At 44.7% G+C, this 24,403-nt stretch carries 22 protein-coding genes and 3 pseudogenes; 9 read left to right on the top strand and 16 right to left on the bottom strand.

What is annotated here, in order from left to right:
* Positions 1 to 87 precede the first annotated feature (87 nt).
* From BCU07_RS07230 to BCU07_RS07195, 8 genes and pseudogenes are all read right to left on the bottom strand, one after another.
* A complete protein-coding gene (locus BCU07_RS07230) occupies positions 88 to 1,191 on the bottom strand; it encodes a phosphoribosylaminoimidazolesuccinocarboxamide synthase (protein WP_102428047.1) in 1,104 nt (367 codons plus the stop codon).
* 311 nt (positions 1,192 to 1,502) lie between these two features.
* Positions 1,503 to 1,910 (bottom strand): SulA-like leucine-rich domain-containing protein, encoded by a 408-nt coding sequence (locus tag BCU07_RS07225; protein ID WP_017055178.1) that lies wholly within the window; start codon positions 1,908 to 1,910, stop codon positions 1,503 to 1,505.
* 343 nt (positions 1,911 to 2,253) lie between these two features.
* On the bottom strand, positions 2,254 to 2,442 hold the full coding sequence (locus BCU07_RS07220; RefSeq protein ID WP_017059767.1) for a hypothetical protein: 189 nt from the start codon (positions 2,440 to 2,442) through the stop codon (positions 2,254 to 2,256).
* 165 nt (positions 2,443 to 2,607) lie between these two features.
* Positions 2,608 to 3,045: pseudogene (locus BCU07_RS07215) on the bottom strand (hypothetical protein); the annotation flags it as partial.
* A gap of 80 nt (positions 3,046 to 3,125) precedes the next feature.
* Positions 3,126 to 3,693, bottom strand: a pseudogene (locus BCU07_RS07210) (tetratricopeptide repeat protein); the annotation flags it as partial.
* Between the two features lie 157 nt (positions 3,694 to 3,850).
* A pseudogene (locus BCU07_RS07205) lies at positions 3,851 to 4,502 on the bottom strand (OmpA family protein).
* A gap of 99 nt (positions 4,503 to 4,601) precedes the next feature.
* On the bottom strand, positions 4,602 to 5,291 hold the full coding sequence (locus BCU07_RS07200) for a DUF2786 domain-containing protein (protein ID WP_017059769.1): 690 nt from the start codon (positions 5,289 to 5,291) through the stop codon (positions 4,602 to 4,604).
* 209 nt (positions 5,292 to 5,500) lie between these two features.
* Positions 5,501 to 6,184, bottom strand: coding sequence for a DUF3334 family protein (locus BCU07_RS07195; protein ID WP_017059770.1), 684 nt, complete (start codon positions 6,182 to 6,184; stop codon positions 5,501 to 5,503).
* 222 nt (positions 6,185 to 6,406) lie between these two features.
* On the opposite strand from BCU07_RS07195, the gene BCU07_RS07190 reads away from it, so the two are divergent.
* Positions 6,407 to 9,442, top strand: a complete 3,036-nt coding sequence (locus BCU07_RS07190) for an FAD-binding and (Fe-S)-binding domain-containing protein (protein ID WP_017066184.1) — start codon at positions 6,407 to 6,409, stop codon at positions 9,440 to 9,442.
* A gap of 66 nt (positions 9,443 to 9,508) precedes the next feature.
* Positions 9,509 to 9,970 carry a methyltransferase family protein gene (locus BCU07_RS07185; protein ID WP_017066183.1) on the top strand — a complete coding sequence of 154 codons (462 nt, stop codon included), beginning with the start codon at positions 9,509 to 9,511 and terminating at the stop codon, positions 9,968 to 9,970.
* Between the two features lie 91 nt (positions 9,971 to 10,061).
* On the opposite strand, the gene BCU07_RS07180 is transcribed toward BCU07_RS07185, so the two are convergent.
* The 6 genes from BCU07_RS07180 to hutC form a co-directional block, all read right to left on the bottom strand.
* Positions 10,062 to 10,787 (bottom strand): DUF3581 domain-containing protein, encoded by a 726-nt coding sequence (locus BCU07_RS07180; RefSeq protein WP_017067089.1) that lies wholly within the window; start codon positions 10,785 to 10,787, stop codon positions 10,062 to 10,064.
* 207 nt (positions 10,788 to 10,994) lie between these two features.
* Entirely contained in the window at positions 10,995 to 12,527 is a 1,533-nt protein-coding gene (hutH, locus tag BCU07_RS07175) for a histidine ammonia-lyase (RefSeq protein WP_102428045.1), read from the bottom strand.
* 14 nt (positions 12,528 to 12,541) lie between these two features.
* The gene (hutU, locus tag BCU07_RS07170) at positions 12,542 to 14,236 is read right to left on the bottom strand and encodes a urocanate hydratase (protein WP_102428044.1); all 1,695 of its coding nucleotides are present in this window, start codon (positions 14,234 to 14,236) and stop codon (positions 12,542 to 12,544) included.
* Positions 14,237 to 14,314: 78 nt separating this feature from the next.
* Entirely contained in the window at positions 14,315 to 15,343 is a 1,029-nt protein-coding gene (gene hutG, locus BCU07_RS07165) for a formimidoylglutamase (protein ID WP_102428043.1), read from the bottom strand.
* Positions 15,330 to 16,580 (bottom strand): imidazolonepropionase, encoded by a 1,251-nt coding sequence (gene hutI / locus BCU07_RS07160; protein ID WP_102428042.1) that lies wholly within the window; start codon positions 16,578 to 16,580, stop codon positions 15,330 to 15,332. The genes hutG and hutI overlap by 14 nt, the downstream gene beginning before the upstream one ends.
* Positions 16,581 to 16,693: 113 nt before the next feature.
* Positions 16,694 to 17,407, bottom strand: a complete 714-nt coding sequence (gene hutC / locus BCU07_RS07155; RefSeq protein ID WP_017059778.1) for a histidine utilization repressor — start codon at positions 17,405 to 17,407, stop codon at positions 16,694 to 16,696.
* A gap of 181 nt (positions 17,408 to 17,588) precedes the next feature.
* Here hutC and BCU07_RS07150 point away from each other — a divergent pair, with 181 nt between their 5' ends.
* The 7 genes from BCU07_RS07150 to BCU07_RS07120 all read left to right on the top strand — a co-directional run bounded on the left by BCU07_RS07150 (position 17,589) and on the right by BCU07_RS07120 (position 22,971).
* Positions 17,589 to 18,332 (top strand): sporulation protein, encoded by a 744-nt coding sequence (locus BCU07_RS07150; protein WP_016789246.1) that lies wholly within the window; start codon positions 17,589 to 17,591, stop codon positions 18,330 to 18,332.
* 383 nt (positions 18,333 to 18,715) lie between these two features.
* Complete coding sequence (gene thrS, locus BCU07_RS07145) at positions 18,716 to 20,644, top strand: threonine--tRNA ligase (protein WP_016768282.1); 1,929 nt, start codon at positions 18,716 to 18,718, stop codon at positions 20,642 to 20,644.
* Positions 20,645 to 20,646: 2 nt separating this feature from the next.
* Positions 20,647 to 21,198, top strand: coding sequence for a translation initiation factor IF-3 (infC, locus tag BCU07_RS07140; protein ID WP_076654893.1), 552 nt, complete (start codon positions 20,647 to 20,649; stop codon positions 21,196 to 21,198).
* A gap of 104 nt (positions 21,199 to 21,302) precedes the next feature.
* Positions 21,303 to 21,497 carry a 50S ribosomal protein L35 gene (gene rpmI / locus BCU07_RS07135; RefSeq protein WP_004738430.1) on the top strand — a complete coding sequence of 65 codons (195 nt, stop codon included), beginning with the start codon at positions 21,303 to 21,305 and terminating at the stop codon, positions 21,495 to 21,497.
* 42 nt (positions 21,498 to 21,539) lie between these two features.
* Positions 21,540 to 21,893, top strand: coding sequence for a 50S ribosomal protein L20 (gene rplT / locus BCU07_RS07130; RefSeq protein ID WP_004733517.1), 354 nt, complete (start codon positions 21,540 to 21,542; stop codon positions 21,891 to 21,893).
* 245 nt (positions 21,894 to 22,138) lie between these two features.
* The gene (gene yqfB / locus BCU07_RS07125) at positions 22,139 to 22,453 is read left to right on the top strand and encodes a N(4)-acetylcytidine aminohydrolase (protein WP_017063603.1); all 315 of its coding nucleotides are present in this window, start codon (positions 22,139 to 22,141) and stop codon (positions 22,451 to 22,453) included.
* Positions 22,454 to 22,521: 68 nt separating this feature from the next.
* Entirely contained in the window at positions 22,522 to 22,971 is a 450-nt protein-coding gene (locus tag BCU07_RS07120) for a hypothetical protein (RefSeq protein WP_017063604.1), read from the top strand.
* Between the two features lie 74 nt (positions 22,972 to 23,045).
* Here the strand turns inward: BCU07_RS07120 and BCU07_RS07115 are convergent, their stop codons facing one another.
* Positions 23,046 to 23,888: an IS3 family transposase gene (locus BCU07_RS07115; RefSeq protein ID WP_106427183.1), complete on the bottom strand. Its 843-nt coding sequence runs from the start codon at positions 23,886 to 23,888 to the stop codon at positions 23,046 to 23,048.
* Positions 23,885 to 24,394, bottom strand: coding sequence for a helix-turn-helix domain-containing protein (locus tag BCU07_RS07110; protein WP_029236503.1), 510 nt, complete (start codon positions 24,392 to 24,394; stop codon positions 23,885 to 23,887). Before BCU07_RS07110 ends, BCU07_RS07115 begins: the two co-directional genes overlap by 4 nt.
* Positions 24,395 to 24,403 lie beyond the last annotated feature (9 nt).

The following is a 24,403-nucleotide window of genomic DNA, read 5'->3' as shown; positions in this document are numbered from 1 at the left end:
AGTATCTAAAACTTGAGTCTACGAGCTTATTAGCTTTCGAGCTTTTTATTTTGAGATTAAGCGATTAAGCAATTAGCAATTAAGCGACTAGTCGATTAGACCATAGTCAGCGCGCAGTACATCGATGATCTCTTGCTTAGGATTTTCGCTCAGTACGATCTCCGCACCTGTGATTTTCGCTGCGATATCAAGGTAAGTGCGAGACAGAGACATTAGCGAATCCAGTGGAAGTTCATTGTCACGAGCCAATGCTTCACGTTCTGGCATACGCTCTTTATTCAAAAGAATGTCGGCATCAGGGAAGTAGTTAAGCAAGAACTGACGGAAGCCTTCTTTTGAATTCTCAACGATGTTGCCGTTGTTATATTCCTGAGTATCCCAAATGCGAGATGAATCTGGAGTACCGACTTCGTCCATGTAGATAAGCTTTTCTTTGCCTTGAGCATCGTTGACGTAGCCAAACTCAAATTTGGTATCAACAAAGATTTGGTCTACTTTTGCTAGCGCTTGGCTGATTACGTTGAAGCCTTCTTTAAGAAGTTTTTCGTAATGCGCGATGTCGCTTGCTTGAGTAAAGTTGAATGCTGCGAAGTTATCTTCGATGTTGTTGCGTGTGATGTTCACATCGTCAGCTTCTGGAACGCCAGGAATACCTTTCAGAATCCCTTTTGTTGAAGGCGTGATCAGTAGCTCAGGCAACTTCTTGTCTTTCTCAAGGCCTTCAGGCATCTCGATACCACAGAATTCACGTTCGCCGTTTGCGTATGCACGCCACATTGAACCAGTGATGTATTGACGACAAATCGCTTCGATCATGACTGGGCGAGCTTTTTGTACAATCCATACGAACGGGTGAGGGATATCAAGAATATGACTGTCAGCAAGTCCGTTGTCTTTAAACAATTTGAACCAGTGGTTAGAGATAGCATTCAGAGCCGCTCCCTTACCTGGAACACCTTTAAGATTCCCTTCACCACGCCAGATACAATCAAATGCAGAGATACGGTCACTGATCACCATGATAGCTAGAGGCGCATCGGGTGCTACGTCGTAGCCTTTCTCTTTAATTAGTCGTTGGCTATCTTCTTCAGTTAACCAGTAGACTGAGCGAACCTTGCCACTGTGGACAGGTTTGTCAGTACGGATTGGTAGGTCATCATTTACGGCAAGAACTTGATCAGCAAGGCTCATTTAGACATTCCTATCTTTTATCAAACGTCATACAGAGAAGTGCGGTGTGCACATGATTAGACGGGCATTATACCCAATCTACTATTTGCTTCCAGAGAAAAAGCAAACGATTGCTAAATCTGTTGTTTAAATAAAAACCCCCGCCTAACAATCCGCTAAAAAATGGGCGAATTGTAGGGCAGGGGAAGGCAGTATGTTTGGACTGTGTTTTGGCGAATTGTTTCTTAAGTTAAATTAAGTTTGTTAGCTAAAAGATTAAGCTATGTTTGTGGACCATGTTTTTGAGCCAAAATGTTATTAAGCAAGGTGGCTTAGTGAATACGCTCTGAATTTGCATCCATAAAGAAGACTTCACATTGAAAGCGTAACCCTAATGTTCTTAGGTACTGTTGGCTGAACTGATCAATCGATGCACTTGCAACAATCGCGCTCGCATTCTTAGAGCGGATTGCTTTCTCGACAGTCTCTACCTCAGTCATTTGATGAGAGGCTTTCATATGAATAACGCGGTCGCAGCAAACATTATGTTGCTTAAGCTGCTTAGCCGATGGTCTTGGTGTTTGAGCCGTAAACAGTAACCACTGATGTTGATTGGACAGCAACGCCATTCTTGCAAACAACGCTTCCTCGTTTGAATTTTTGCTTTTACGAGAAACTGATGTAAATGCGCAGTGAACTAGCGGGCTAGAGTGTTGTGCTTTAACGTGTGCTTGAATCATTTTGCTGTCCTTATATACATGCTGTATGTGTATACAGTAGTTTTAGTTGCTTATAAGATCAAGCGTTTTTTGCGGGATTATTGGACGATTTCGTCTGAGGTTATGGATGGTAAATGATTAAATCATTGAAAGTATTCGATAAATTAAATTTGAATGAATCTGCTGTTTTGTATCATAAGTTGAATAAATGTGAGCTTTATACAGGTGTATACACTGGTTTTTGCAGAAAAGTACTGTATATACCTGTATAGAAGAGAGAACAAAGAAGAAAGAAGAAAGAAGATCTAAAACCACAGGCACAAAAAAAGCGCCTTAGGCGCTTTCTTATATTTCACGGTGTTGCTTATCTCAATGTCGCTTGGGAGAGTTTTGCTCTCATTTCCATTTCACCAATATTGAACTGGCGAACATCAATGGTTGCAATATCATTGCACTCGTTACATGCATGATGACACTTACCATCTAGGTAGTCGTGCTTTTTAACTAGGCTTGGCTTTTTGCACCAATCACAAACGCCTTCTATTGTGAACATATTCTCTCCTCACCTGTTTAAGTCAGGTGTATTTTCGGCGCAAATTATGACACAAGTAAGACCCATTAGTTAATAGTTTGTTACCCATTTTTGAGAGGGGGATCGATTGCAACACCAATAAAATCGATATCTTTGAGATCTAGGAAAATGAAGATGTGTGTTTGTTTACGGTTTTGTAACATTTTGTAAAATGGTTTTTAGCGCATTGTTCAAACGTTTCATTTCTTCGTCACATCCGTGACCATCTGGATGGTAGATCTTTGATAGCTGTTTGTATCGGATCTTGATGCTTTTCTGGTCGGGGATTGAGCTAGGTGTGTAGCCAAATAGCGCGCAGGCCACCTGCAAATTACTCAGACCTTTGCTGTTTTTCTGCTTCTTCAATTCGTGGAACATAGTGTTCAGCTGGCGTTTTTGCTGCTTAATCGTAAGGTCCTTCGAGCTAAGCTGCGCTTCAAGTGATTGTTGTTGCTGTCGCGAATCACCCGACTTTAGAGCTTGTCTTTTTCTTGAGATAACGAGCGTCGCAATAATGCTGATGATTGAAATCAACACGGCCAACGCAGCACCAATCATATAGTCAGAGCTAGTTAGGTTAGAACTGGAGAGGTTAGAGCGTGATGCTTGGTTAGATTGAACGTGCTTAGATACCCCCTGACTGGTGTCTATTTCAGAGTCGATGCTGTCATCGAGCTGTTCTATTGAAGAGATCTGTTTTGCACGTTGCTGGTTGAATTGTGCTTCCAAAATGCGGTTGTAGCCCTCTTCTGCTTGTGGATTATCTTTTAAGGCTGCTTCATACCATAGCTGCGCTTTATCTAATGGTTGAAGGAGGTCTTGTTCTAGCGAGGATTCGTAGAGTTTTGCTACCTCGATAGGTGCGCGCTGGTTACCTTGCAACGCCGCTTTAATAAACCATTCCAAAGCAAGCTTGTTACTTTGTTCAACACCTGTACCTGCCAAGTACCATTCACCCAGTCTAAATTGCGCGTTTGGGTTGCCGTTTTCTGCTGACTGCGTGTACCAATACAATGCATCACTGGTGCTAACAGGAACGTCGACACCCGATTCATAAGCTTGAGCCAATTGGTATTGAGAAACTGGATCTTGAGGTTGTGATTCTAGTGAAAATTCATCACTGCTTGCTGCGTGCACGAAATGTGTGGTGGACAGTTGAATCGTGGAAAAGATGAGGGCTAGAAATAGTGTTCTAAGAAATGATGATGACAGAATGTTGGATAGGATCAGCAAAAGATAAGTCTCGTAAAAAAGCCCAGAATCGATATGTCAGTATGAATACGCTTTATGGTCGTTGATTATTATTATCACGTTAAATGAGTAACATAACTGATAAACAACTATATAGAGGTTAATTCAATAGATAAAGATGGACTGGGCTTTAATCGTGCTACTTAAGCGGCAAGATTTGAATCTCTACGCGACGGTTACAAGCACGACCTTGAGAGGTGTTATTGTCACATAGAGGGTAGCGCTCACCGTTACCACGAGCAATAGCACGACCTGCAGCAACGTCTTGAGAGATCAAGAATGCACGAACAGATTCAGCTCGACGCTCAGAAAGGATTTGGTTCGTCGATTCGCTGTCAGTGACCTTCAATCACTAGGCTAGTGTCTGGGTATTCAACTAGGATGCGAGCAACGCCGCGAAGGGTATTGTGAATGCTTGATTCCAAAGCGTAAGAGCCAGAATCAAAACCGATGCCGTTTTCTAGGCGAAGTAGAAGTTGGTTCTCACCGACACGTTCAACTTGAACGCCTGAATTCATTAGCTCTTCACGAAGGGCAGCTTCTTGTCGGTCAAAGTAGTAACCAATACCACCAACAGCGGCGCCACCGGCAGCACCAATAAGTGCACGTTTACCACGGTCTTTAGAGTCACCAGTTGCAGCACCAGCGAGTGCACCAATTAGAGCGCCTTGAGTTGCAGAGTTAGCCTCAGATTCGCCAGTTGTCGCGTTTTGGCGTTGAGTTGCCTGACAACCCGTTAAAGCGATAGTAAGCGCTAGGGCTAGTGTGATTTTTTTAACGTATTTCTCCATCATGTACTTCTGTCAAACGAATGAATCCGAGTGACAAACATAGTCCTGTAAATCTTATTGATGGTTTTTATCAATACGTCGAAGCAATGTAAAGTGGCTCTATGATTTAGTTATCTTTTTAGCTGCCTGGGTACCGCCAACTGGTCGATTAACAGACAATTTACGACCTTTCTTCAAACCAACTTCATAATCGGCGGTGAGGTTTTTCATCGCTTCTCTCAGTTGCTGCTTGAACGTTTCACGGTCGATATTTTTGAATTCTTTATCAATGTAATTATTGATCTTGTTGTTTGATTCGTCGTCTGGGGTAATAGTTGGTAGCTTTTCAAGCGCACCTTCAACCCAGCCTGAAACAAACGAGTTCACGCGGCGTGTCACTTCTAAGGACCCTGTGCCAGAGCCAGCAAAGCTATTTCTGAATTGGCCGGTGTGTTCATTCAGTTCACGATAAATGATATCGAAAGCGAACGCTGCGAAGATCGCGCGGTCGGCTTCACCAATGAACTCAACACGCTTGAGGCCTTTATGATTCAGCAATACGGCTTCTACGCCAAATTTGGTGTTGATACCGCGAATAACACGCAGCAGTGTAGAACTGATATTTGCAGGTAACAGGTGACTGGACTGAGTTTTCCCCATCTTGATAAATTCAATATCGTCTTTTTCGAGACCATATTTCAGCATCAAGTTATGCGCCATTTTTATCGCATTGGCAGCTTCATTGACGTTCGCAGAATTTCCAAGCTCAAGACACTTGGCAATTTTCTTTAGGGCTTTTTTCTTATCCATCGACAATTTAATCAGTACCGCAAATTTTTAAAAGTCCAACATTTTACATGTTTTCGCGGGTAACAGAAAGGCAAAACTGGTTTGATGAACAAGGACGGCGGTGAACATTGAACTGCATGAGCCCAGTTGGCGGTAAAAACAAAAACGCCATCAAGCGTATTGATGGCGTTAGTGACAAGTTTTTTCAATATGTCTAGAGCATTCGTAAACTAGATACCCAGTTCATCGAGTAGATCTGCCGCAGAATCATTGCCAGAGCTTTGAGCTGGCTTGTTCGCTTCTTGCATTTTTTTCTGAGTCGCCTCAAGAATGCTATCTGGACATTCGTCTTCTGCGATTTCAAATTCTTCTAATTGAATGAACTCAGTCTTATCCATCGCAAGCTCAAGGTAGAAGATGTTGTTATTAGCGGTAGAGAAGGTCACACGACGAGCTTGTGGACGGTCGAGATTGGTATCAACAGAAAGGTTAACTTGCTTGTTCAGAGCCAGCATTTTCGGTTGGTTTTGTGTGATGTTGGTTTGCAGCTCTTTGCGGATTTTATTGGTGAAATCGCCAACTAATTGGTTCATCAACTCACCCAATACATCACCCACTTCGTCTGAAGTATGAAGCACAGCAAGCTCGTTTTCAGGCATGCCCATATTGCGCATGTAATTGGTGTAGATCTCTAGCGCTGCTTTGGACGTAAAATTAATAACAACGAGACCAGAAAAGCCGCCGTCAAACAGAACGAAGCAACCAAAATCTGGCTTTAGGCTTGTCTTGTTGATCTTTTGAACCATGGCTGAATAGGACACCTGAGAAGCCGTCGCTGAAGTCAGTACGCTTGAGACTGATTGGCATAGTTTAAGAAGGATATCTTCAGTTGTGACTGTTTTGTTTTTTTTCATTGTGATGTGCTCGTGGAGATGTCTTAAACAAAATGTTATTCAGTATATTGTTACTGAATTAAGACGAAAGTGACTATTTCTCCATTCTTGCACTGAGATTCTGATTTGATCACCTTTTTATATGATCTTAATAGTAGTAAAGTGACGAAATTCAAAGAAAATTATTAAAAATCTCAGATAACCCAATGCTGATAGGATCAGCGAAGTAGGGGCAGGAAGCAAATGTTACCAAGACTTCAACTCAATGCTGATGTCGATCCAGTTGTCGTACGCTTTTTAGATGAACTAAAAACAGCGGGCTTTACTGGCGACATTGAATCTCAATATTCTAGCCGTTTGGCTGTGGCGACTGATAATAGTGTCTATCAGCAATTGCCGCAGGCGGTCATCCTTCCTAAAACAACGCAAGACGTTGTGCTTATCGGTAAAGTGGTTTCTAAATCCGCTTACGAACGCGTGACTTTTTCCCCTCGTGGCGGCGGTACCGGAACCAACGGACAATCTTTAACAAAAGGTGTCGTGGTTGACCTGTCGCGATACATGAATAAGGTTCTTGAGATTAACGAGAAAGAGGGCTGGGTAAGAGTTCAGTCTGGTGTCGTTAAAGATCAATTGAACGACGCTGTTCGCCCTTATGGTTACTTTTTCTCTCCAGACCTTTCTACCAGTAACCGAGCAACCTTGGGTGGCATGATCAATACCGATGCTTCGGGCCAAGGGTCATTGAAGTACGGCAAAACGTCTGACCATGTATTGTCGCTGCAAGCGGTGTTCGCAGATGGTTCATGTCTAGAATCTGATTTATCACACGGCTTACCTGTAGAGGGTGAATTCGCTCACCATGCACTTGCGGTGACAGAGGCGGTTTGTCGAGACAAACGCGCTCAAATCTTAGATAAATTCCCTCCGCTGAATCGCTTCTTAACAGGCTATGACCTAAAGAATGCAATCAACGAACAAGATGACAGCTTTGACCTAACTCGCGTTCTATGTGGCGCTGAAGGTTCTTTAGCATTCATCACGGAAGCAAAGTTAAACCTAACCAAGATTCCAAAAGCGCGCACACTGGTTAACGTGAAATACAACACGTTTGATTCTGCGCTGCGTAATGCGCCGTTCATGGTGGAAGCGAAAGCACTGTCTGTTGAAACGGTAGATTCAAGAGTATTGAACCTAGCGAAGCAAGACATCGTTTGGCACACCGTGAGCGATTTGCTGACTGATGTTCCGAACAAAGAGATGCTTGGCATCAACATGGTTGAGTTTGCAGGCCAAGATGAAGCGGAAGTTGAACAGCAAGTTCAAGCGCTGACTGCACGCCTTGAAACCATGGTTGAAAGCGAAGAAGCCGGCGTGATTGGTTTTCAAGTTTGTAGCGATTTGGCGAGCATTGGCCGAATCTACAACATGCGTAAGAAAGCAGTGGGTCTGTTAGGTGCGGCGAAAGGCCGAGCTAAGCCAGTCGCTTTTGCTGAAGATACTTGTGTACCACCAGAAAACCTCGCGGATTTCATCTCTGAATTTAGAGTGTTACTCGATTCAAAAGAGTTGAATTACGGCATGTTTGGTCACGTTGACGCGGGCGTATTACACGTTCGTCCAGCATTGGATCTGTGTGACCCGATGCAAGAAGCATTGATGCATGAAGTCTCTGATGAAGTGGTTAAGCTGGTGGCGAAATACGGCGGTTTAATGTGGGGCGAGCACGGTAAAGGTTTCCGTTCTGAGTATGGCCCAGACTTCTTTGGTGAAGAGCTGTTTACCGAATTAAGACGTATTAAAGCAGCATTCGACCCGCACAACAAGATGAACCCAGGCAAGATCTGTACGCCTTTAGAAAGTGACGCTGAATTGGTGAAAGTCACCGATACCAAGCGTGGTTTCTACGACCGTCAGATCGACGTACAAGTTCGTGACAGCTTCAAGCAAGCAATGGAATGTAACGGTAACGGCTTGTGTTTCAACTACGATACTAGCTCGCCAATGTGTCCTTCAATGAAAGTTACGGCTGACCGACGTCACTCACCCAAAGGCCGCGCAGGCTTGGTAAGAGAGTGGTTGCGTCAACTGACTGAACAAGGCGTTGATATTCTCGACCTTGAGCAAGAAGCGTTGAAAGACAACACACCCGTTAAGACTATGATTGAGCGTGTTCGCAATACGATGAACAAACGCCATGAGTACGATTTCTCGCATGAAGTTCATGAGGCGATGAACGGTTGTTTGGCGTGTAAAGCGTGTGCGAGTCAATGTCCGATCAAAGTCGATGTACCAAGTTTCCGTTCTCGATTCTTGAACATCTACTACTCGCGTTACCAGCGCCCTGCAAAAGATTATCTAGTTGCCAACATTGAAACCATGCTGCCGCTGATGGCGAAAGCGCCAAAAGTAGTCAACGCTGCATTGGGTCAAAAGTGGATCCAAACGGCAACAGCTAAAACGGTCGGTTATGTTGATGCACCATTGATGTCGGTGCCTACGCTCAAAAATCGTCTAGCGAGTAAAGAGCTGCAACTCTTCGATTTACAGTATTTAGAAGGCTTGTCTTCTGAACAGAAGAAACAGCATGTGCTGATCGTTCAAGACCCGTTTACCAGCTTCTATGATGCCGAGGTGATTGAAGACTTTGTCACTCTGGCTCAAAAACTTGGCAAAACTCCGGTACTGCTGCCGTTCAAACCGAATGGTAAAGCGTTGCACATCAAGGGCTTCTTAAATCGTTTTGCACGTGAGGCGAAATCGACTTCGGATTTCTTGTCGATGGTGGCGGATATCGGAATTCCTTTGGTCGGTGTTGATCCTGCTCTTGTGCTTTGTTACCGCGATGAATACGTCGAGATCTTAGGTGACAAGCGCGGCGACTTTGATGTACTTACTGTGCATGAATGGTTAATGCCATCTCTAGGTGAGTTCGAAGCACGCTCAGCAAGTGAAGATATGTGGTACTTGTTTGCTCACTGTACTGAGAAAACCAAAATGCCGAACGCTGAAAAAGAGTGGGGTACTATCTTCAAACACTTTGGGGCGGCGTTAACCAGCGTTCCTGTCGGCTGTTGTGGTATGGCGGGAACTTTCGGCCACGAAGTCGATAAGCTACAAATGTCGAAAGACATATATGGTTTAAGCTGGAAGCCTCAAATGCAGGACTTACCAAAAGATCGTTGCTTGGTGACGGGCTATTCTTGCCGCAGCCAAGTGAAGCGTTTTGAAGGTGAGAAGCTTGCTCACCCATTACAGGCGCTAGCAAAAATTCTCTAATACATTTAGCCCAGCAATTGCTGGGCTTTTTTCTAAACTAACAAAGGAATGTTAATAAGGAAAAGTATGAAATTTCTAGAATTAAAAGTACCACCAGTTGCACTGTTCATTATTGTATTCGTAGCATCATACTTCTGCGCTCAACAGTTGAGCCAAGGGACACTGGCATTGCCTTATGGAATGATTGTGTTAGGAATCGGAGTCACATTGAGTGGTGTGATCGGAATATCCGGCATATTGGAATTTCGAAAACAGAAAACCACCGTTAACCCGATCAAAGTAGAAACCGCTTCAGCCGTCGTGGACAGTGGAATTTTTGGCTACACGCGAAACCCAATGTACTTAGGGTTGTTCATCCTGCTATTTTGCTTTGGCTACTTCTTCCAGAATATCTTCAGTGTACTACTTAGCTTTGGCTTCGTAATCTACATGAATTACTTCCAAATCAAACCCGAAGAGCGAGCACTAGAACAATTATTCGGCGCAGAATATGTTGATTACAAACAAAAGGTTAGACGCTGGATTTAGTGATGATTTGAGTGCTGGCTTAGTAATCGAAATAAAAAAGCCCAGCTTGAGATTGTCAAGCTGGGCTTTATTGATCTTGTTCTAGAGCTGATTAAGCAGCGGCTGTGAACTGAGCTAGAAACATCTCTTTGCGTTCGTTGAAGCGGTTTACTAGGTCGTCTACAGAAGCTTGGTCGTATGGCTTAAGGCCACTTGCTACCATACGCTTCACGCCTTTACCTACTACTTCGCCGTCTTCTTTGAAATCGAAGTTCAGGGTCACGATGCCACGTTTGCCTTCAACATCAAAAGTCGCGCCAGAGAATTCAACTTCTGGGTGAGACAGGTCTAGGCGAGTAAATTCAACTTCCATGCTCTCGTAAATCACTAGAGGACGTTGGCAGTTGATCATCATTTGTTGTTCTTCCATAAGAGGAACCATGATGTGTGGGAAGTTCATGCCAGAGAACTTAACGTAGTTTGTTACTACGTGCTCGATGAATGCTTGATCATGGCTCTTCTCACCTTCACAAGACATGTGTAGGTACTCTTTACCATTTGCATCGATAAGTGAGCTCTCTTTTTCACACTTGTTGTCAACGCTTAACGCAATACCGTTACCAACCATACCTGAAAAATCAAAACGCATTTTTTGGCTGATGCCTTCTTTTTGCAGAAGTACTGCAAATAAAAGATCGCCAGGTACACAGAAGCGCTTGTTGTCTTCATCGTGAATCGGGTTGAAATCGCCAGCTACTTTTTTAGCAAAGTGGCTTGCTTGTTCACGAGTGAATTGAAATTGATTGTCTTCAGTAGAAAAGTAAGGTGTCAGAAACATAGTATCGCTATTAGTCATCAAATCTGGGGTGGATTATAGCTAACTAACTTCGTTCTAATGGTCTATCCAGTTAACTTTGCTTATATATCAGTCGATTAGATAAATACGTTGGATGGTATGTGACGATTTTGAGGGGATATGGTGACTGGCTCAATGCAACAAGGGCTAATCGATAGCCCTTGTTTATATGACGTGTTATTTCACGACTCAGAAGCTACACAAAATACCTTCAGGCATTAAGTGGTTGTGTACAGACAATTTGAGCAATAAGTTAGCTTGCTCGATATCTGGTGAGAAGTAGCGATCTTTGTCGTAGAAGCTGACTTTCTCGCGCAGTATCTGTTTTGCTTCTTCTACTCGAGGAGAAGAGAGATTTGGTGCTCTAAAATCCAAGCCTTGTGCTGCTGCTAAGTATTCAACAGCCAAGATGCCACGGGTGTTTTCTGCCATGTCACGCAGTCGACGACCCGCAAAGGTTGCCATAGATACATGATCTTCTTGGTTTGCCGATGTTGGAAGGCTGTCTACTGAAGCTGGGTGTGCCAGTGTTTTATTCTCGCTTGCCAGAGCAGCAGACGTTACTTGAGCAATCATAAAGCCTGAGTTAACGCCGCCGTTATCGACTAAGAAAGGTGGAAGTTTGCTTAGTGCGCTATCAATCAGCAGTGCCATTCTTCGTTCAGAAAGGCTACCAATTTCTGCAATCGCAAGTGCTAGGTTATCCGCTGCCATTGCCACAGGTTCTGCGTGGAAGTTACCACCTGAAATAATGTCGCCGTCTTCAGCAAATACCAGTGGGTTATCCGATACCGAGTTCGCTTCAACGTTTAACGTTTCTGCTGAATTACGAATTTGCTGTAAACAGGCACCCATCACTTGAGGCTGACAGCGCAACGAGTAAGGGTCTTGAACCTTTTCACAGCAAGTGTGTGATTCACCAATCTCACTCTTTTGATCAAGCATATGGCGATAAGCAAGCGCGGCATCCATTTGACCACGATGACCACGAACGCGATGAATTCGAGGGTCAAACGGACGACGACTACCCAGTGCAGCTTCAACAGACATTGCACCACATACGGTTGCAGACGCAAACAAGTCTTCCGCTGCGAACAGACCTTCTAATGCAAAGGCAGTCGATGCTTGTGTGCCGTTTAACAGCGCTAAGCCTTCTTTCGGCGCAAGTGTGATTGGTTCAAGACCTGCGATCTGCATTGCTTCTAAGCCAGTGATGATCTTGCCGTTGTGGCGTGCTTGGCCTTCACCTAGCAGAACGGTACTCATGTGGGCGAGGGGAGCAAGATCTCCAGATGCGCCTACTGAGCCTTTTTGTGGAACACACGGGTAAACCTGCGCGTTCACAAGATCGATAAGAGCGTTAATCACTTTGAGGCGGATACCAGAGTAACCGCGAGACAAGCTGTTAATCTTCAATACCATCATCAAGCGTACGGTTTCATCAGACATGAACTTGCCAATGCCCGCAGCGTGAGAAAGTACGATACTTTTCTGTAGTACTTCTAAATCTTCAGGCGCAATTTTGGTATTTGCCAATAAGCCAAAACCCGTATTGATGCCATACACAGTGCGATCTTCAGCAATCACTTGTTCTACAACGTGCATGCTCGCTTCAATATCAGGAATCGCTGCTGGATCGAGTGATAAGTTTACAGGGCTACGGCTGATTTTTCGAAGTTCAGGCAGGCCTAGAAGTCCTGGTTTAAGTAATAAATTCAACATGTTCTCTCCAGAAGTTAAAGGCGACGAAGTTCTTCGTTTAGCATAGGTAAATCAAGCTTCTGCTCTTTAGCACACTGCTTGGCAATATCGTAACCCGCATCAGCATGACGCATAACGCCTGTTGCTGGGTCGTTGTGAAGTACACGAGTAATGCGCTGCGATGCATCTTCACTGCCGTCACAACAAATCACCATTCCTGAGTGTTGTGAGAAGCCCATGCCAACGCCACCACCATGGTGCAGAGAAACCCATGTTGCGCCACCTGCCGTATTTAGAAGGGCGTTCAATAGAGGCCAATCTGATACGGCATCTGATCCATCCATCATGCCTTCTGTTTCGCGGTTCGGGCTTGCTACTGAACCTGAATCTAGGTGGTCACGACCAATAACAACCGGTGCTTTAAGTTCGCCATTTTTGACCATTTCATTGAATGCTTGGCCTAAGCGTTCACGGTCTTTCAAGCCAACCCAACAAATACGAGCTGGTAGGCCTTGGAACTGAATGCGTTCACGTGCCATATCTAGCCAGTTATGTAGATGTGGGTTGTCTGGAATCAGTTCTTTTACTTTTTGGTCTGTTTTGTAGATGTCTTCTGGGTCACCAGATAGTGCCGCCCAACGGAAAGGACCAATACCTTCGCAGAATAAAGGTCGAATATAAGCCGGAACGAAACCTGGGAAATCAAACGCGTTTTCTACGCCTTCTTCCAGTGCCATTTGGCGAATGTTATTACCGTAATCCACGGTCGCTGCGCCGCGGTATTGCAGGTCTAACATCGCTTGTACTTGAATCGCCATAGATTGCTTAGCGGCTTTGACCACTTTTGCTTCATCAATGGAGCGCTCTTGTGCGGCTTTCTCCATCGTCCAACCTTGCGGCAAGTAGCCGTTAAGAGGATCGTGGGCAGAGGTTTGGTCAGTCACCACATCAGGTGTGATATTGCGTTCAACTAACTCTGGGAAGACGTCTGCGGCGTTACCTAATAAGCCAACAGAGATTGGCGTGTCTGACTCTTTAATCATTGCCATCGCTTCATCTAAGCTGGTGGCTTTTTTGTCTACATAGCCAGTACGCAAGCGGTAGTCGATTCGTGATTCATCACACTCCACTGCGATCATTGAGAAGCCAGCCATCGTTGCAGCAAGAGGTTGAGCGCCGCCCATTCCACCAAGACCGCCCGTTAGAACCCACTTGCCGTTTGCTTCACCTTGGAAGTGCTTCTTCGCGATAGCGACAAAGGTTTCGTAAGTACCTTGAACGATGCCTTGTGAACCAATGTAAATCCAGCTGCCTGCTGTCATTTGGCCGTACATCATCAAGCCTTCTTTATCGAGCTCGTTGAAGTGTTCCCAGTTCGCCCAGTGTGGAACAAGGTTCGAGTTAGCGATCAGTACGCGAGGTGCGTTTTTATGAGTCGGGAACACGCCCACAGGTTTACCTGATTGAACAAGTAAGGTTTGGTCGTCCTCTAAACGCTCCAATACTTCCACAATCTTGTCATAACATTTCCAATCACGCGCAGCGCGACCAATACCGCCATAAACAACCAGTGCATGTGGGTGTTCTGCCACATCAGGGTCTAGGTTGTTCATCAGCATACGCAGTGGTGCTTCTGTTAACCAAGATTTAGCGCGCAAAGTGGTGCCATGAGGTGCGCGAATTTCGCGAGTCGTGTCGAGACGAGGGTCACTGTTGTGGTGTTCCGTCATTTTGGAATTCCTTCTGTTTCACGTTATATCGTTGTAGTTGTAGTTGTAGTTGTAGTTGTAGTTATCGGTATAGCTGGATTAGTCGCTGGCCATTGCACTGGCAATATCCCAACATAAACGAGCCGCTAATCGAGCCGTTTGGCCATCGACGTCGTAGTCTGGGTTGTATTCCGCTATGTCCGCGATAATGAGTTTTTCACTGTGTTGGAAAATCTGTTCTAGAAAAGGAGCAAGCGCTTCATAGCTCACGCCTCTTGCCGCTGGTGCACTTACGCCCGGCGCAGTAGCTGCGGGGAAAACATCGAGATCAATGGTGAGATAGAGATAATCACACTCAACGATGAATTTTTGTAACTTGATCAGTTGAGCGACTTGATTCACTTGGGTCATGTTGCGGTCGTGTTCATACCACACGCCCAGTTGGTCAGCTTTGTTAAACAGCGCTTTGGTATTGCTGGCGGCACTCACACCAAGACAAGCGTAATGAAACGGCCATTGATGTGCGTGGCAGTAATCACTGATCTGGTTAAAAGGCGTGCCGGAGCTCGGTTTAACATCGGTGATGTCGCTTTCAAATTCACGAAGATCAAAGTGAGCATCAAAATTAACGATGCCGATCTTAGGATTGTGTTCTGATTGAATTTTATTTAGGTGCTCAGCGAGACCTTGGAACGTTGCCCAAGCCACCTCGTGACCACCGCCAAGGGTAATCACTTTGTTGGTTGCTAAGGCATTGGCAATCACAGAAGCACACTGTTTTTGGCTGACTTCTAATTGACCATCATTGCACTCGATATCACCAAGATCGGCGATGTGTGCGTCACTGTGCCAAGCCATATTCGCCAATGCTTGGCGTATCAAGTTAGGTGCTTGTTTCGCGCCCACGCGTCCTTTATTTCTTGCAACACCGGCATCGCTGGCAAAGCCTACCAAGGCGATATCACCGTCAGTCAGCTTGTCACTTAACTCACTACTTTGCACTTGCTTGGTAATGTGATGAACGCGAGTACCGAGTGCGCCATCTTCAAGATCATTACGTCCGGTCCACACAAAGTTATGCACGGTTGTTGCGTTATCTTGGATAGCGTTGGATTTAGATTGAGTCATGACACACCTCGCCATTAACAATGCGTTTATGCAGGTGAGGAACACCGACTTGATAGCTTAGATCTGCAGGGTGGTCGATGTTCCAGATAGCCAAATCTGCGGCATAACCGATTTCGACTTTGCCTTTGGTTTGTGACTCACCAATGGCAGCCGCCGCGTTACAAGTTACACCGCGTAGCGCTTCTTCAGGCGTCGTACCAAACAGGGTGCAGCTCATGTTCATCATCAGGGTTAAGTCTGCAAAGGGAGATGTGCCGGGGTTTAGGTCGGTCGCGATCGCCATTGGGATTTTGTGTTCACGAAGTAAAGCAATAGGTGGCTGTTGAGTCTCTTTCAGGAAGTAGAAAGCACCGGGTAGCAAGGTGGCAACTGTGCCTGATTCTGCCAGTGCTTTTACTCCGGTTTCATCAAGGTATTCAACATGGTCAACAGAGAGTGCGCCGTATTTAGCTGCAAGCGCGCTGCCACCCATATTCGAAAGTTGTTCAGTGTGGCCTTTAATCGCGAGGCCATGTGCTTTGGCTGCTGCAAATACACGTTCGGTTTGTTCTAGGTTGAAGCCGATAGATTCGCAAAACACGTCAACTGCATCGGCGAGCCCTTGCCCCGCAGCTTTAGGAATGATCTCTTGGCAAACCAGATCTATGTAACGATCTGGTTGTTCTTTGTATTCTGGCGGTACTGCGTGTGCTGCAAGGAGAGTGGTAGTGATCTTAATTCGGCGATGATTTTCTAACGCTTTAGCTGCACGTAACATCTTGAGTTCGTCTTCAAGTGTTAAACCATAGCCCGATTTTACTTCGATGCTGGTTACGCCACTTCTTAGCAGGCCATCGAGTCTAGGTAGTGCCATTTCAACCAGTTCAGACTCTTGCGCTGCGCGTGTTGCAGTGACTGTCGCAAGAATCCCGCCGCCTTGTTTGGCGATGTCGGTGTAAGAGATACCATTCAAACGCTGTTCAAATTCGTTGGCGCGATTGCCTGCAAATACGAGGTGAGTGTGGCAATCAATCAGACCTGGGGTAACGAGCTTGTTTTTGCAATCATAGGTGATGTAATCCGCAGAGTTATCAGTGCTCGGTTGTTCTACCTCATAAGCAAGTACGCCTTGGTTTGAACAAGAGATGGACACGATTTTACCGCTTTCGATAACGATATCTTGAGGGGAAGAGGGCTGATAACCGTCGGCTCCCGAACTCATGGAGACCACTCGTGCGTTTTTGAGGATCAAATTCATAATCACCTAGATCTTTGCTAAATATTAAATGTATATACAAATAAATAGGCTAAACGCTGACCCGAATCAAGTTGATGTTGCAAAAATGTGATCGGCGATCAGGATGATGTTCTTTAATCTAGAAGTATCTTGGAGCTTAATTTGTACTTAGAGCCAGGATGGTAGAGCAATGCAAAGCTGATGAGGCGTTCTTTGCTCCATGTTCTTCTATTCAAAAGAAGGCAAGGTTCTGATTCAGATAGCTTTAGTGACGTTCTGATTTGAGAATCTGGAATAATGGCTTCAACCGTGTGCTCGATAGCACTTAACGGGCAGCTTTTTGAAAGGTATTCGTTGGGCGTAGAGGTTGAAAAGTCTTGCTCTAGGTATTTTGGAGCGGCTTGAGAGTTCACCCAGCGCGCTTCCAATTGAATCGGTGCGTTGTCCGCAAAGTGTATGATTTCACTATAGAACACTTCTGCGTTAATCATCACACCTAACCGTGTAGCCGTGCTTTCATCAGCCTTGATACTATCGTGCTTGATAACCTGGCTAGTATACGTTTGGCCTCGGTCTTTGATCTCTTGCGCTATGTTGTTGATATCAAGCAACGGAGATTGCGCTTTTTCGTCGGGTTCACAAACAAAAGTCCCCAGTCTTGGTTTCCTGATGAGCTTGCCTTCAGACACAAGATCTCGAATGGCTTTATTGACCGTCATTCGACTCACATTGAACTGCTCGGTAAGTTCGAGTTCTGTGGTGATTTGGTAACCCACCGGCCAATGACCACTGCTGATCTTGTCATCTATGAACTGTTTTATCTGAAGGTAGAGCGGTGCTTTCGACATAATGAAACCTTATTTGACTATACAAATAGAGTAACGGAATTTTTCACGATTTCAACATTTCCTCGGGCAATGTGACCTTATTCAACATAGATGGGGCAAATTGCTTGATTCTGTGAGGCAAGTGTCGCAAATTGTCACGCAATAACTATTCGTAAATCAGATAATTAGAAAGGGAAATAATATGTTTAAGAAATTAAAGGCCTCGTTGGGCATCGGTGCAGCAAAGGTTGATACTGTCTTAGATAATATTGAAGTTTTCCAAGGTGGAGAGTTGTCTGGCAATGTTCACATTGTTGGTGGTGACGTTGAGCAACAAATCGACCTGATCAACTTGGTTCTCAACACAGAAGTAAAAGTAGAAACGGAAGATAGCACCAGCTACGAAACCTTTTCGTTGGGTCGTATTCAAGCGGTAGAACCATTTGTGATCCAACCGGGTGAAACCAAATTGGTGCCGTTCCGTCTTAAGTTAAATGATGAAACACCAGTCACCGCGTTGAACGCACAAATGAACCAATGCCATGTGTGGGTTGAAACCAACCTAGATATCGGCTTTGCGATTGATCCTAAAGACCGTGACTTTATCTCCGTTCATCCACTGCCAACAGTCGCTAAAATTATCCAAGGTGTGGAAGCATCGGGCATGGCAATGGTGAAAGCAGACGTAGAGAAGGGCTTCTTAAAAGGCAACAGCTTTGCTTCTCGTTCGGGCTGTTACCAAGAGATTGAGTTTCGCAGCGGCGGCTTCATGAATAATAAAGAGATCGAGCTGTCATTCATCGTTGAAGGTTCAATGGTTCACTGCCTAGCAGAAATCGACCGCTCAATGAGCTTCCGCGGCGACCAATACATCTCATTCAGCTTACCTGCTAATGCGGCCGACTCAGACATTCGCAACGCTGTATCAAGAATCATGAGTGCGTAGTTCCCTTTCTGTTAGTAGTCGCTTTTTCTATTAATAGAGACAAGACAGTACGATTTCTATAGCCGAACTTATCCGTTCGGCTTTTTTGTATTGTAGATAAAGCCAACGAATTACTGATTGAACTATGGGTTAGGCGTTAGAAGGATCTATATAGAAGAGACATTTCAGTCATATAGTTTTGTGGTGCTGCGGGACTAACATTGTCATTTCATATAATTTCGTTACAATGTTCGGCTACTCACAGATGTGGCATCTGTATTTGCTTCTATGTGGGTATATTTATTATGCATATATCCCCAATCAGCGTACTCGTTGATTGAAAGACATATATTAAACATTTTCATGTGTTGCTTGGTGTGTAACACCACTGTAAAGGACAAATAATGCCAATTATTACTCTTCCTGACGGTAGTCAGCGTCAATTTGACAACCCTGTATCAACTCTAGATGTTGCCCTATCAATCGGTCCTGGTCTTGCGAAAGCAACCATTGCTGGTCGTGTAGACGGCGAGCGAGTTGATGCTTGTGATCTTATCGAAAACGATGCAAGCCTAGAAATCATCACTGCTAAAGATGAAGTTGATGGCCTTGAGATCGTTCGTCACTCTTGTGCTCACCTTTTAGGCCACGCGGTTAAGCAGCTTTTTCCAGAAGCGAAAATGGCGATCGGTCCCACCATCGATAACGGTTTCTACTACGATATCGACCTTGAGCACTCTCTAACGCAAGAAGATCTAGAAAAGATTGAAAAGCGTATGAAAGAGCTAGCGAAGACCAAGTATCAGGTTGTTAAGAAGAAAGTTAGCTGGCAGGAAGCGCGCGACGCATTCGAAGCTCGCGGCGAGACTTACAAGATTGAAATCTTGGACGAGAATGTTTCTAAAGACGATCGTCCAGGTCTGTACCATCACGAAGAATACATCGATATGTGTCGTGGCCCGCACGTGCCTAACATGAGCTTCTGTCAGCACTTCACTCTACTTAACGTAGCGGGTGCATATTGGCGTGGTAACAGTGACAACAAGATGCTTCAACGTATCTACGGCACTGCATTCCACGACAAGAAGGCACTTAAAGCTCACCTTGTGCGCCTAGAAGAAGCGGCTAAACGTGACCACCGTAAAATCGGTAAAGCGCTTGACCTATTCCACATGCAGCAAGAAGCACCAGGCATGGTGTTCTGGCACCACAACGGTTGGACTATCTTCCGTGAGCTAGAAGTATTTATTCGTCAAAAACTGACTGAGTACGATTACCAAGAAGTTAAAGGCCCATTAATGATGGACCGTGTTCTTTGGGAACGCTCTGGTCACTGGGATAAGTACGCTGAAGCGATGTTCACTACTTCTTCAGAGAACCGTGAATACGCTATCAAGCCAATGAACTGTCCTGGTCACGTTCAAATCTTCAACCAAGGTTTGAAATCTTACCGTGATCTACCGCTACGTATGGCTGAGTTCGGCTCATGTCACCGTAACGAGCCGTCTGGCGCACTTCACGGCATTATGCGTGTTCGTGGCTTCACTCAAGATGATGCTCACGTATTCTGTACTGAAGACCAAGTTCAACAAGAAGTTAAAGCTTGTATTGAAATGGTTTACGATACTTACACAACTTTCGGCTTCGAAAGCATCGTTGTTAAGCTATCTACTCGTCCAGAACAGCGTGTAGGTTCAGACGAAATGTGGGACCGTGCAGAGGCTGACCTTAAGCAAGCGCTAGAGGCAATGGACATTGCATACGAGATTCAAGAAGGCGAGGGTGCGTTCTACGGACCTAAGATTGAATTTACTTTGCATGATTGTTTGGACCGCGCTTGGCAATGTGGTACAGTGCAGCTCGATTTTGCATTACCAGAACGTTTAGGTGCTACTTACGTAGGTGAAGATAACGAGCGTCACACGCCAGTTATGATCCACCGCGCGATTTTAGGTTCACTAGAACGCTTCATTGGTATTCTTATTGAAGAATACGCTGGCTTTTTCCCAACGTGGTTGGCGCCAGAACAAGCAGTTGTAATGGGCATTACAGACAAACAGTCTGAATATGTACAAGAAATTACGAAAAAACTGCAAAAAAGTGGATTTAGAGTCAAAGCAGACTTGAGAAATGAGAAGATTGGCTTTAAAATCCGCGAACATACTTTGAAACGTGTACCGTTCATGCTTGTGTGTGGTGACCAAGAAATGGAAGCCGGCGAAATTGCAGTACGTACACGTAAAGGTAAGGACCTTGGCAAATTTAAAGTGGATGACTTTATTTCATACATCCAAGCCGAGGTTTCAAGCCGTAAGCTCAATCTGGAGGAATAGCTATTAAAGGCGGAAGACGTGGCCAACAACCGGCCAAACAAAACCAGCACCGTTTAAACGGTGACATTCGTGGCGTTCGTGAAGTGCGTCTAACTGGCGCAGACGGCGAAGCTGTTGGTGTAGTATCAATCGCTGAAGCGATGGAAGCTGCAAATGAAGCTGGTATGGATCTTGTAGAGATCAGCCCTAACGCCGAGCCGCCAGTTTGTCGTGTGATGGACTACGGTAAGTTCCTCTTCGAGAAGAGCAAAGCTGCGAAAGAGCAGAAGAAGAAGCAAAAGCAGGTTCAGATCAAGGAAATTAAATTCCGACCTGGAACTGATATTGGAGACTATCAGGTAAAACTACGCAACCTGACTGGTTTCCTAGAAGACGGCAACAAAGTGAAGGTAACAATTCGCTTCCGTGGCCGCGAAATGGCTCACCAAGAAATCGGTGTTGACGTTCTTAATCGTTTGAAAGCGGATACTGAAGAATTTGCAGTAGTCGAATCTTTCCCAACGAGAATTGAAGGTCGCCAGATGATCATGGTGTTGGCCCCTAAAAAGAAGTAATTAACGGCTTTGCAAGTAATTGAACCCTGCAGCCTCAGGTTGCGGGGTTTTATTCGCCCTAATTACTATGTTATTAACAACTCAACAATGCGGAGTTATTCATCATGCCTAAGATGAAAACCAACAAAGGTGCTGCTAAGCGTTTCCAGAAAACTGCTGGTGGTATTAAGTTTAAGCACGCTGGTAAACGTCACATCCTGACTAAGCGTACTACTAAGAACAAGCGTCAGCTACGTCCGAACTCGATCCTTCCTAAATGTGAAGTTGCTCAAGTTCTACGTATGATGCCATACGCTTAATTCTTTTTAGTTTATAAATTCGTTTAGTTTAGGAGAAGCATAATGCCTCGCGTAAAACGTGGTGTACAAGCTCGTGCACGTCATAAGAAAGTTCTAAAACAAGCTAAAGGTTACTACGGAGCACGTTCACGTGTTTACCGCGTAGCTTTCCAAGCAGTTACCAAAGCTGGTCAATACGCTTACCGTGACCGTCGCAACAAGAAACGTCAATTCCGTCAACTTTGGATTGCACGTATCAACGCGGCATCTCGTCAAAATGGTCTATCTTACAGCCGTTTCATCAATGGCCTAAAGAAAGCATCTATCGAGATCGACCGTAAGATTCTTGCTGACATCGCAGTATTCGACAAAGCAGCATTTGCTGTTCTAGTTGAAAAAGCGAAAGCATCTCTATAATTTAGAGTTAGCTTAAAGGTTTAAGAAAAGGAGAACTTCGGTTCTCCTTTTTTATTGCCTGTAATTTGGCTTTGCCATACTCTCTCGCATCTCGCATCTCGCATCTCGCATCTCGCATCTCGCATCTCGCATCTCGCATCTCGCATCTCGCATCTCGCATCCCGCACCTAATTTTTATTCGCTTGAACACGCATTCTGGTATATAAACATTTACCTAACCTTTAAATGTAAAGCGACCGAAATAAATGACCGCACCGACCACTATGACGTTCTTCGAACGTTTTGAAACTGACATCCTATCTGGCAAGAAGACGATTACTATTCGTGATGAATCTGAGCGAGACTACCAGCCAGGCAGTGTTGTGGAAGTATCGACGCTAGAGCAAGACCGTGTGTTCTGTAATCTTAAGATCATCAGCGTTGAGCCAATTTTGTTTGATGACTTAGGTGAGTTCCATGCTCAGCAAGAGAACATGACGCTGCAAGTACTGAAAGACGTGATTCAAGATATCTACCCGGGTATCTCTCAACTGTATGTGGTTTCTTACGAGCTTGTGTAGCCCGCTTTAAATAGAATTTGTTGATCAATACTGCGTCTAACGCAGAGCAATGATAAAGGGAAGCCACAATGAGTGAATTACAGAGCGAAACAGTTCAGCAAATTTTGCTTCAACTTTATTGTCGTGAGCAAAATGAGCAGCCGTTAATCTCTAGAACTGATCTCGACATTGCTCTTTATGATAGCGAAGGCTTTCTAGCGTGGCGTGACACAAGGCGTAACTTTACGGTCAGTGATATCGAGAATCGAGTTTGGGTGAAGAGCTGCCCCGGCGGTTACATCACTGAAGTGCACTTCAATGCTGACGGTTCTTTGATTGAATATCGTTTGTTCGACCGATTTGAAACAACAGGGCAGTGGCAACTAAAAGACGGTTTGTTACACGTCGAGATTCTGAAGGGTGAGAACTGCTACCAGTTTGCTGTTGTGGCTCGTGCTGACCTTAATATTCACTCTGCGGTTGAGTATAAGAGCGGAGAGCTGCATTCGTACTTGAAGCTTGTTCAAGTTGAAAGCTAAACGCTGGTTCGTTTAATTAGCATATAAAAAAGCCAACAGTGATTGAAGTGACCCCGTAAAGTTGGACATTTCTGTTAAGCGGCTTTCAAGGCCTGAGTTCGATATTCTATCGGAGTCAGGCCTTTTAGTTTCACTTTTATACGTTTGGTATTGTAGTACTCGATGTATTCTTTAATTTGCTCTATCAGAGCATCTGCATCTTCAAAGCTTTGGTTGTGATACATCTCTGTTTTGAGTAAAGCAAAAAAGTTTTCAGCAACCGCATTATCCAAGCAGTTACCTTTTCTCGACATGCTTTGTGTTAACCCACTCTCCGCTACCTTTTTCTGATACTGTCGATGACGATATTGCCAACCTTGATCGCTATGTATAATTGGCTTTGAGTTGGGTTTGAGCTTTGATATGGCTTCCGTTAGCATATCCGTGACAAGCGGCAAGCAGGCATTTTTGGCCACTCTATAAGCAACTACCTCCTGAGTAAACAAGTCGACCACGGGAGACAAGTATACTTTCTGCTCTTTGACTTTGAACTCCGTGACATCAGTTACCCACTTTTCATCGGGTTGAGTCGCACTAAAATCTCTTTCAAGCAGGTTAGGAGCAGCTGTTCCAGACTCTCCTCGGTATGAACGATACTTTTTAATCCTGACCGTCGATTTAAGGTTGAGCTGAGCCATAAGCCTTTGAACCGTTTTGTGATTAAGCACGAACCCCTGATTTTTTAGTTCCAAGTGAATACGGCGGTAGCCGTATCGACCCTTATGTTCATGATAAATTGACTTTATCAACCGCAGCTCACGTTCGTAGCTATTTGGGCGCTTGTTTGTTTGAGCTTGATAATAAAAGACACTTTTTGCCAGCTGTAGAGTCTGCAGTAAGTGCTTCAGCGGGTACTTGCCTTTAAGAGTTAGAGCTATGACCGCTTTTTCTTTGTTCGACGGTTTTTTTCCTGCTCCAACTCTTCCAACTTTTTTAGAACGGCATTCTCGGTTCGTAAGTAGACCAACTCCTCTTTTAGCTCCTCAAGTGTCATTTCATTATCAGGCTTAGTGGTACGTTGAGGTTGCTGTTTCATTGAGGGTCTTCCTTTCTGGCGCATTTTGAGCCCCTTGATACCGAGCTCATTAAATCTTTTGAGCCAGACAGAGAGTATCCCAGGGGATGAGAGGTTTAATACAGCGCTAGTGTGCGTGAGAGACCATTCATTCGTCCACATTAAATTCAATGCTTTTCGTTTTGTTTGAGCAGTCGCGGCATGCTTAGTTGGTAAAAATGAATCAGTACCATGGATGGCAAAGACTTGAGCCCAATACCGTATCTGCCTTGAAGAAATTGAATATTGTTTTGCTAAATAGAGAGATGACGTGCCATCTAAGTATTGCTTAGCAATGATACATTTTAGCTCACGGCTATATTTGGACATAAAAAGACC

The organism is Vibrio sp. 10N.261.54.E10, from assembly GCF_002877735.2.
Lineage (GTDB): Bacteria > Pseudomonadota > Gammaproteobacteria > Enterobacterales > Vibrionaceae > Vibrio > Vibrio crassostreae_C.
Note: the sequence above shows the minus strand (reverse complement) of the source record. Positions and strands in the feature narration are given on the sequence as shown.

Bases quoted from the DNA above. Each gene is read 5' to 3' on its own strand.
- BCU07_RS07230 (WP_102428047.1), bottom strand. From the start codon at position 1,191: ATGAGCCTTGCTGATCAAGTTCTTGCCGTAAATGATGACCTACCAATC.
- BCU07_RS07225 (WP_017055178.1), bottom strand. From the start codon at position 1,910: ATGATTCAAGCACACGTTAAAGCACAACACTCTAGCCCGCTAGTTCAC.
- BCU07_RS07220 (WP_017059767.1), bottom strand. From the start codon at position 2,442: ATGTTCACAATAGAAGGCGTTTGTGATTGGTGCAAAAAGCCAAGCCTA.
- BCU07_RS07200 (WP_017059769.1), bottom strand. From the start codon at position 5,291: ATGGATAAGAAAAAAGCCCTAAAGAAAATTGCCAAGTGTCTTGAGCTT.
- BCU07_RS07195 (WP_017059770.1), bottom strand. From the start codon at position 6,184: ATGAAAAAAAACAAAACAGTCACAACTGAAGATATCCTTCTTAAACTA.
- BCU07_RS07190 (WP_017066184.1), top strand. From the start codon at position 6,407: ATGTTACCAAGACTTCAACTCAATGCTGATGTCGATCCAGTTGTCGTA.
- BCU07_RS07185 (WP_017066183.1), top strand. From the start codon at position 9,509: ATGAAATTTCTAGAATTAAAAGTACCACCAGTTGCACTGTTCATTATT.
- BCU07_RS07180 (WP_017067089.1), bottom strand. From the start codon at position 10,787: ATGTTTCTGACACCTTACTTTTCTACTGAAGACAATCAATTTCAATTC.
- hutH (WP_102428045.1), bottom strand. From the start codon at position 12,527: ATGTTGAATTTATTACTTAAACCAGGACTTCTAGGCCTGCCTGAACTT.
- hutU (WP_102428044.1), bottom strand. From the start codon at position 14,236: ATGACGGAACACCACAACAGTGACCCTCGTCTCGACACGACTCGCGAA.
- hutG (WP_102428043.1), bottom strand. From the start codon at position 15,343: ATGACTCAATCTAAATCCAACGCTATCCAAGATAACGCAACAACCGTG.
- hutI (WP_102428042.1), bottom strand. From the start codon at position 16,580: ATGAATTTGATCCTCAAAAACGCACGAGTGGTCTCCATGAGTTCGGGA.
- hutC (WP_017059778.1), bottom strand. From the start codon at position 17,407: ATGTCGAAAGCACCGCTCTACCTTCAGATAAAACAGTTCATAGATGAC.
- BCU07_RS07150 (WP_016789246.1), top strand. From the start codon at position 17,589: ATGTTTAAGAAATTAAAGGCCTCGTTGGGCATCGGTGCAGCAAAGGTT.
- thrS (WP_016768282.1), top strand. From the start codon at position 18,716: ATGCCAATTATTACTCTTCCTGACGGTAGTCAGCGTCAATTTGACAAC.
- rpmI (WP_004738430.1), top strand. From the start codon at position 21,303: ATGCCTAAGATGAAAACCAACAAAGGTGCTGCTAAGCGTTTCCAGAAA.
- rplT (WP_004733517.1), top strand. From the start codon at position 21,540: ATGCCTCGCGTAAAACGTGGTGTACAAGCTCGTGCACGTCATAAGAAA.
- yqfB (WP_017063603.1), top strand. From the start codon at position 22,139: ATGACCGCACCGACCACTATGACGTTCTTCGAACGTTTTGAAACTGAC.
- BCU07_RS07120 (WP_017063604.1), top strand. From the start codon at position 22,522: ATGAGTGAATTACAGAGCGAAACAGTTCAGCAAATTTTGCTTCAACTT.
- BCU07_RS07110 (WP_029236503.1), bottom strand. From the start codon at position 24,394: ATGTCCAAATATAGCCGTGAGCTAAAATGTATCATTGCTAAGCAATAC.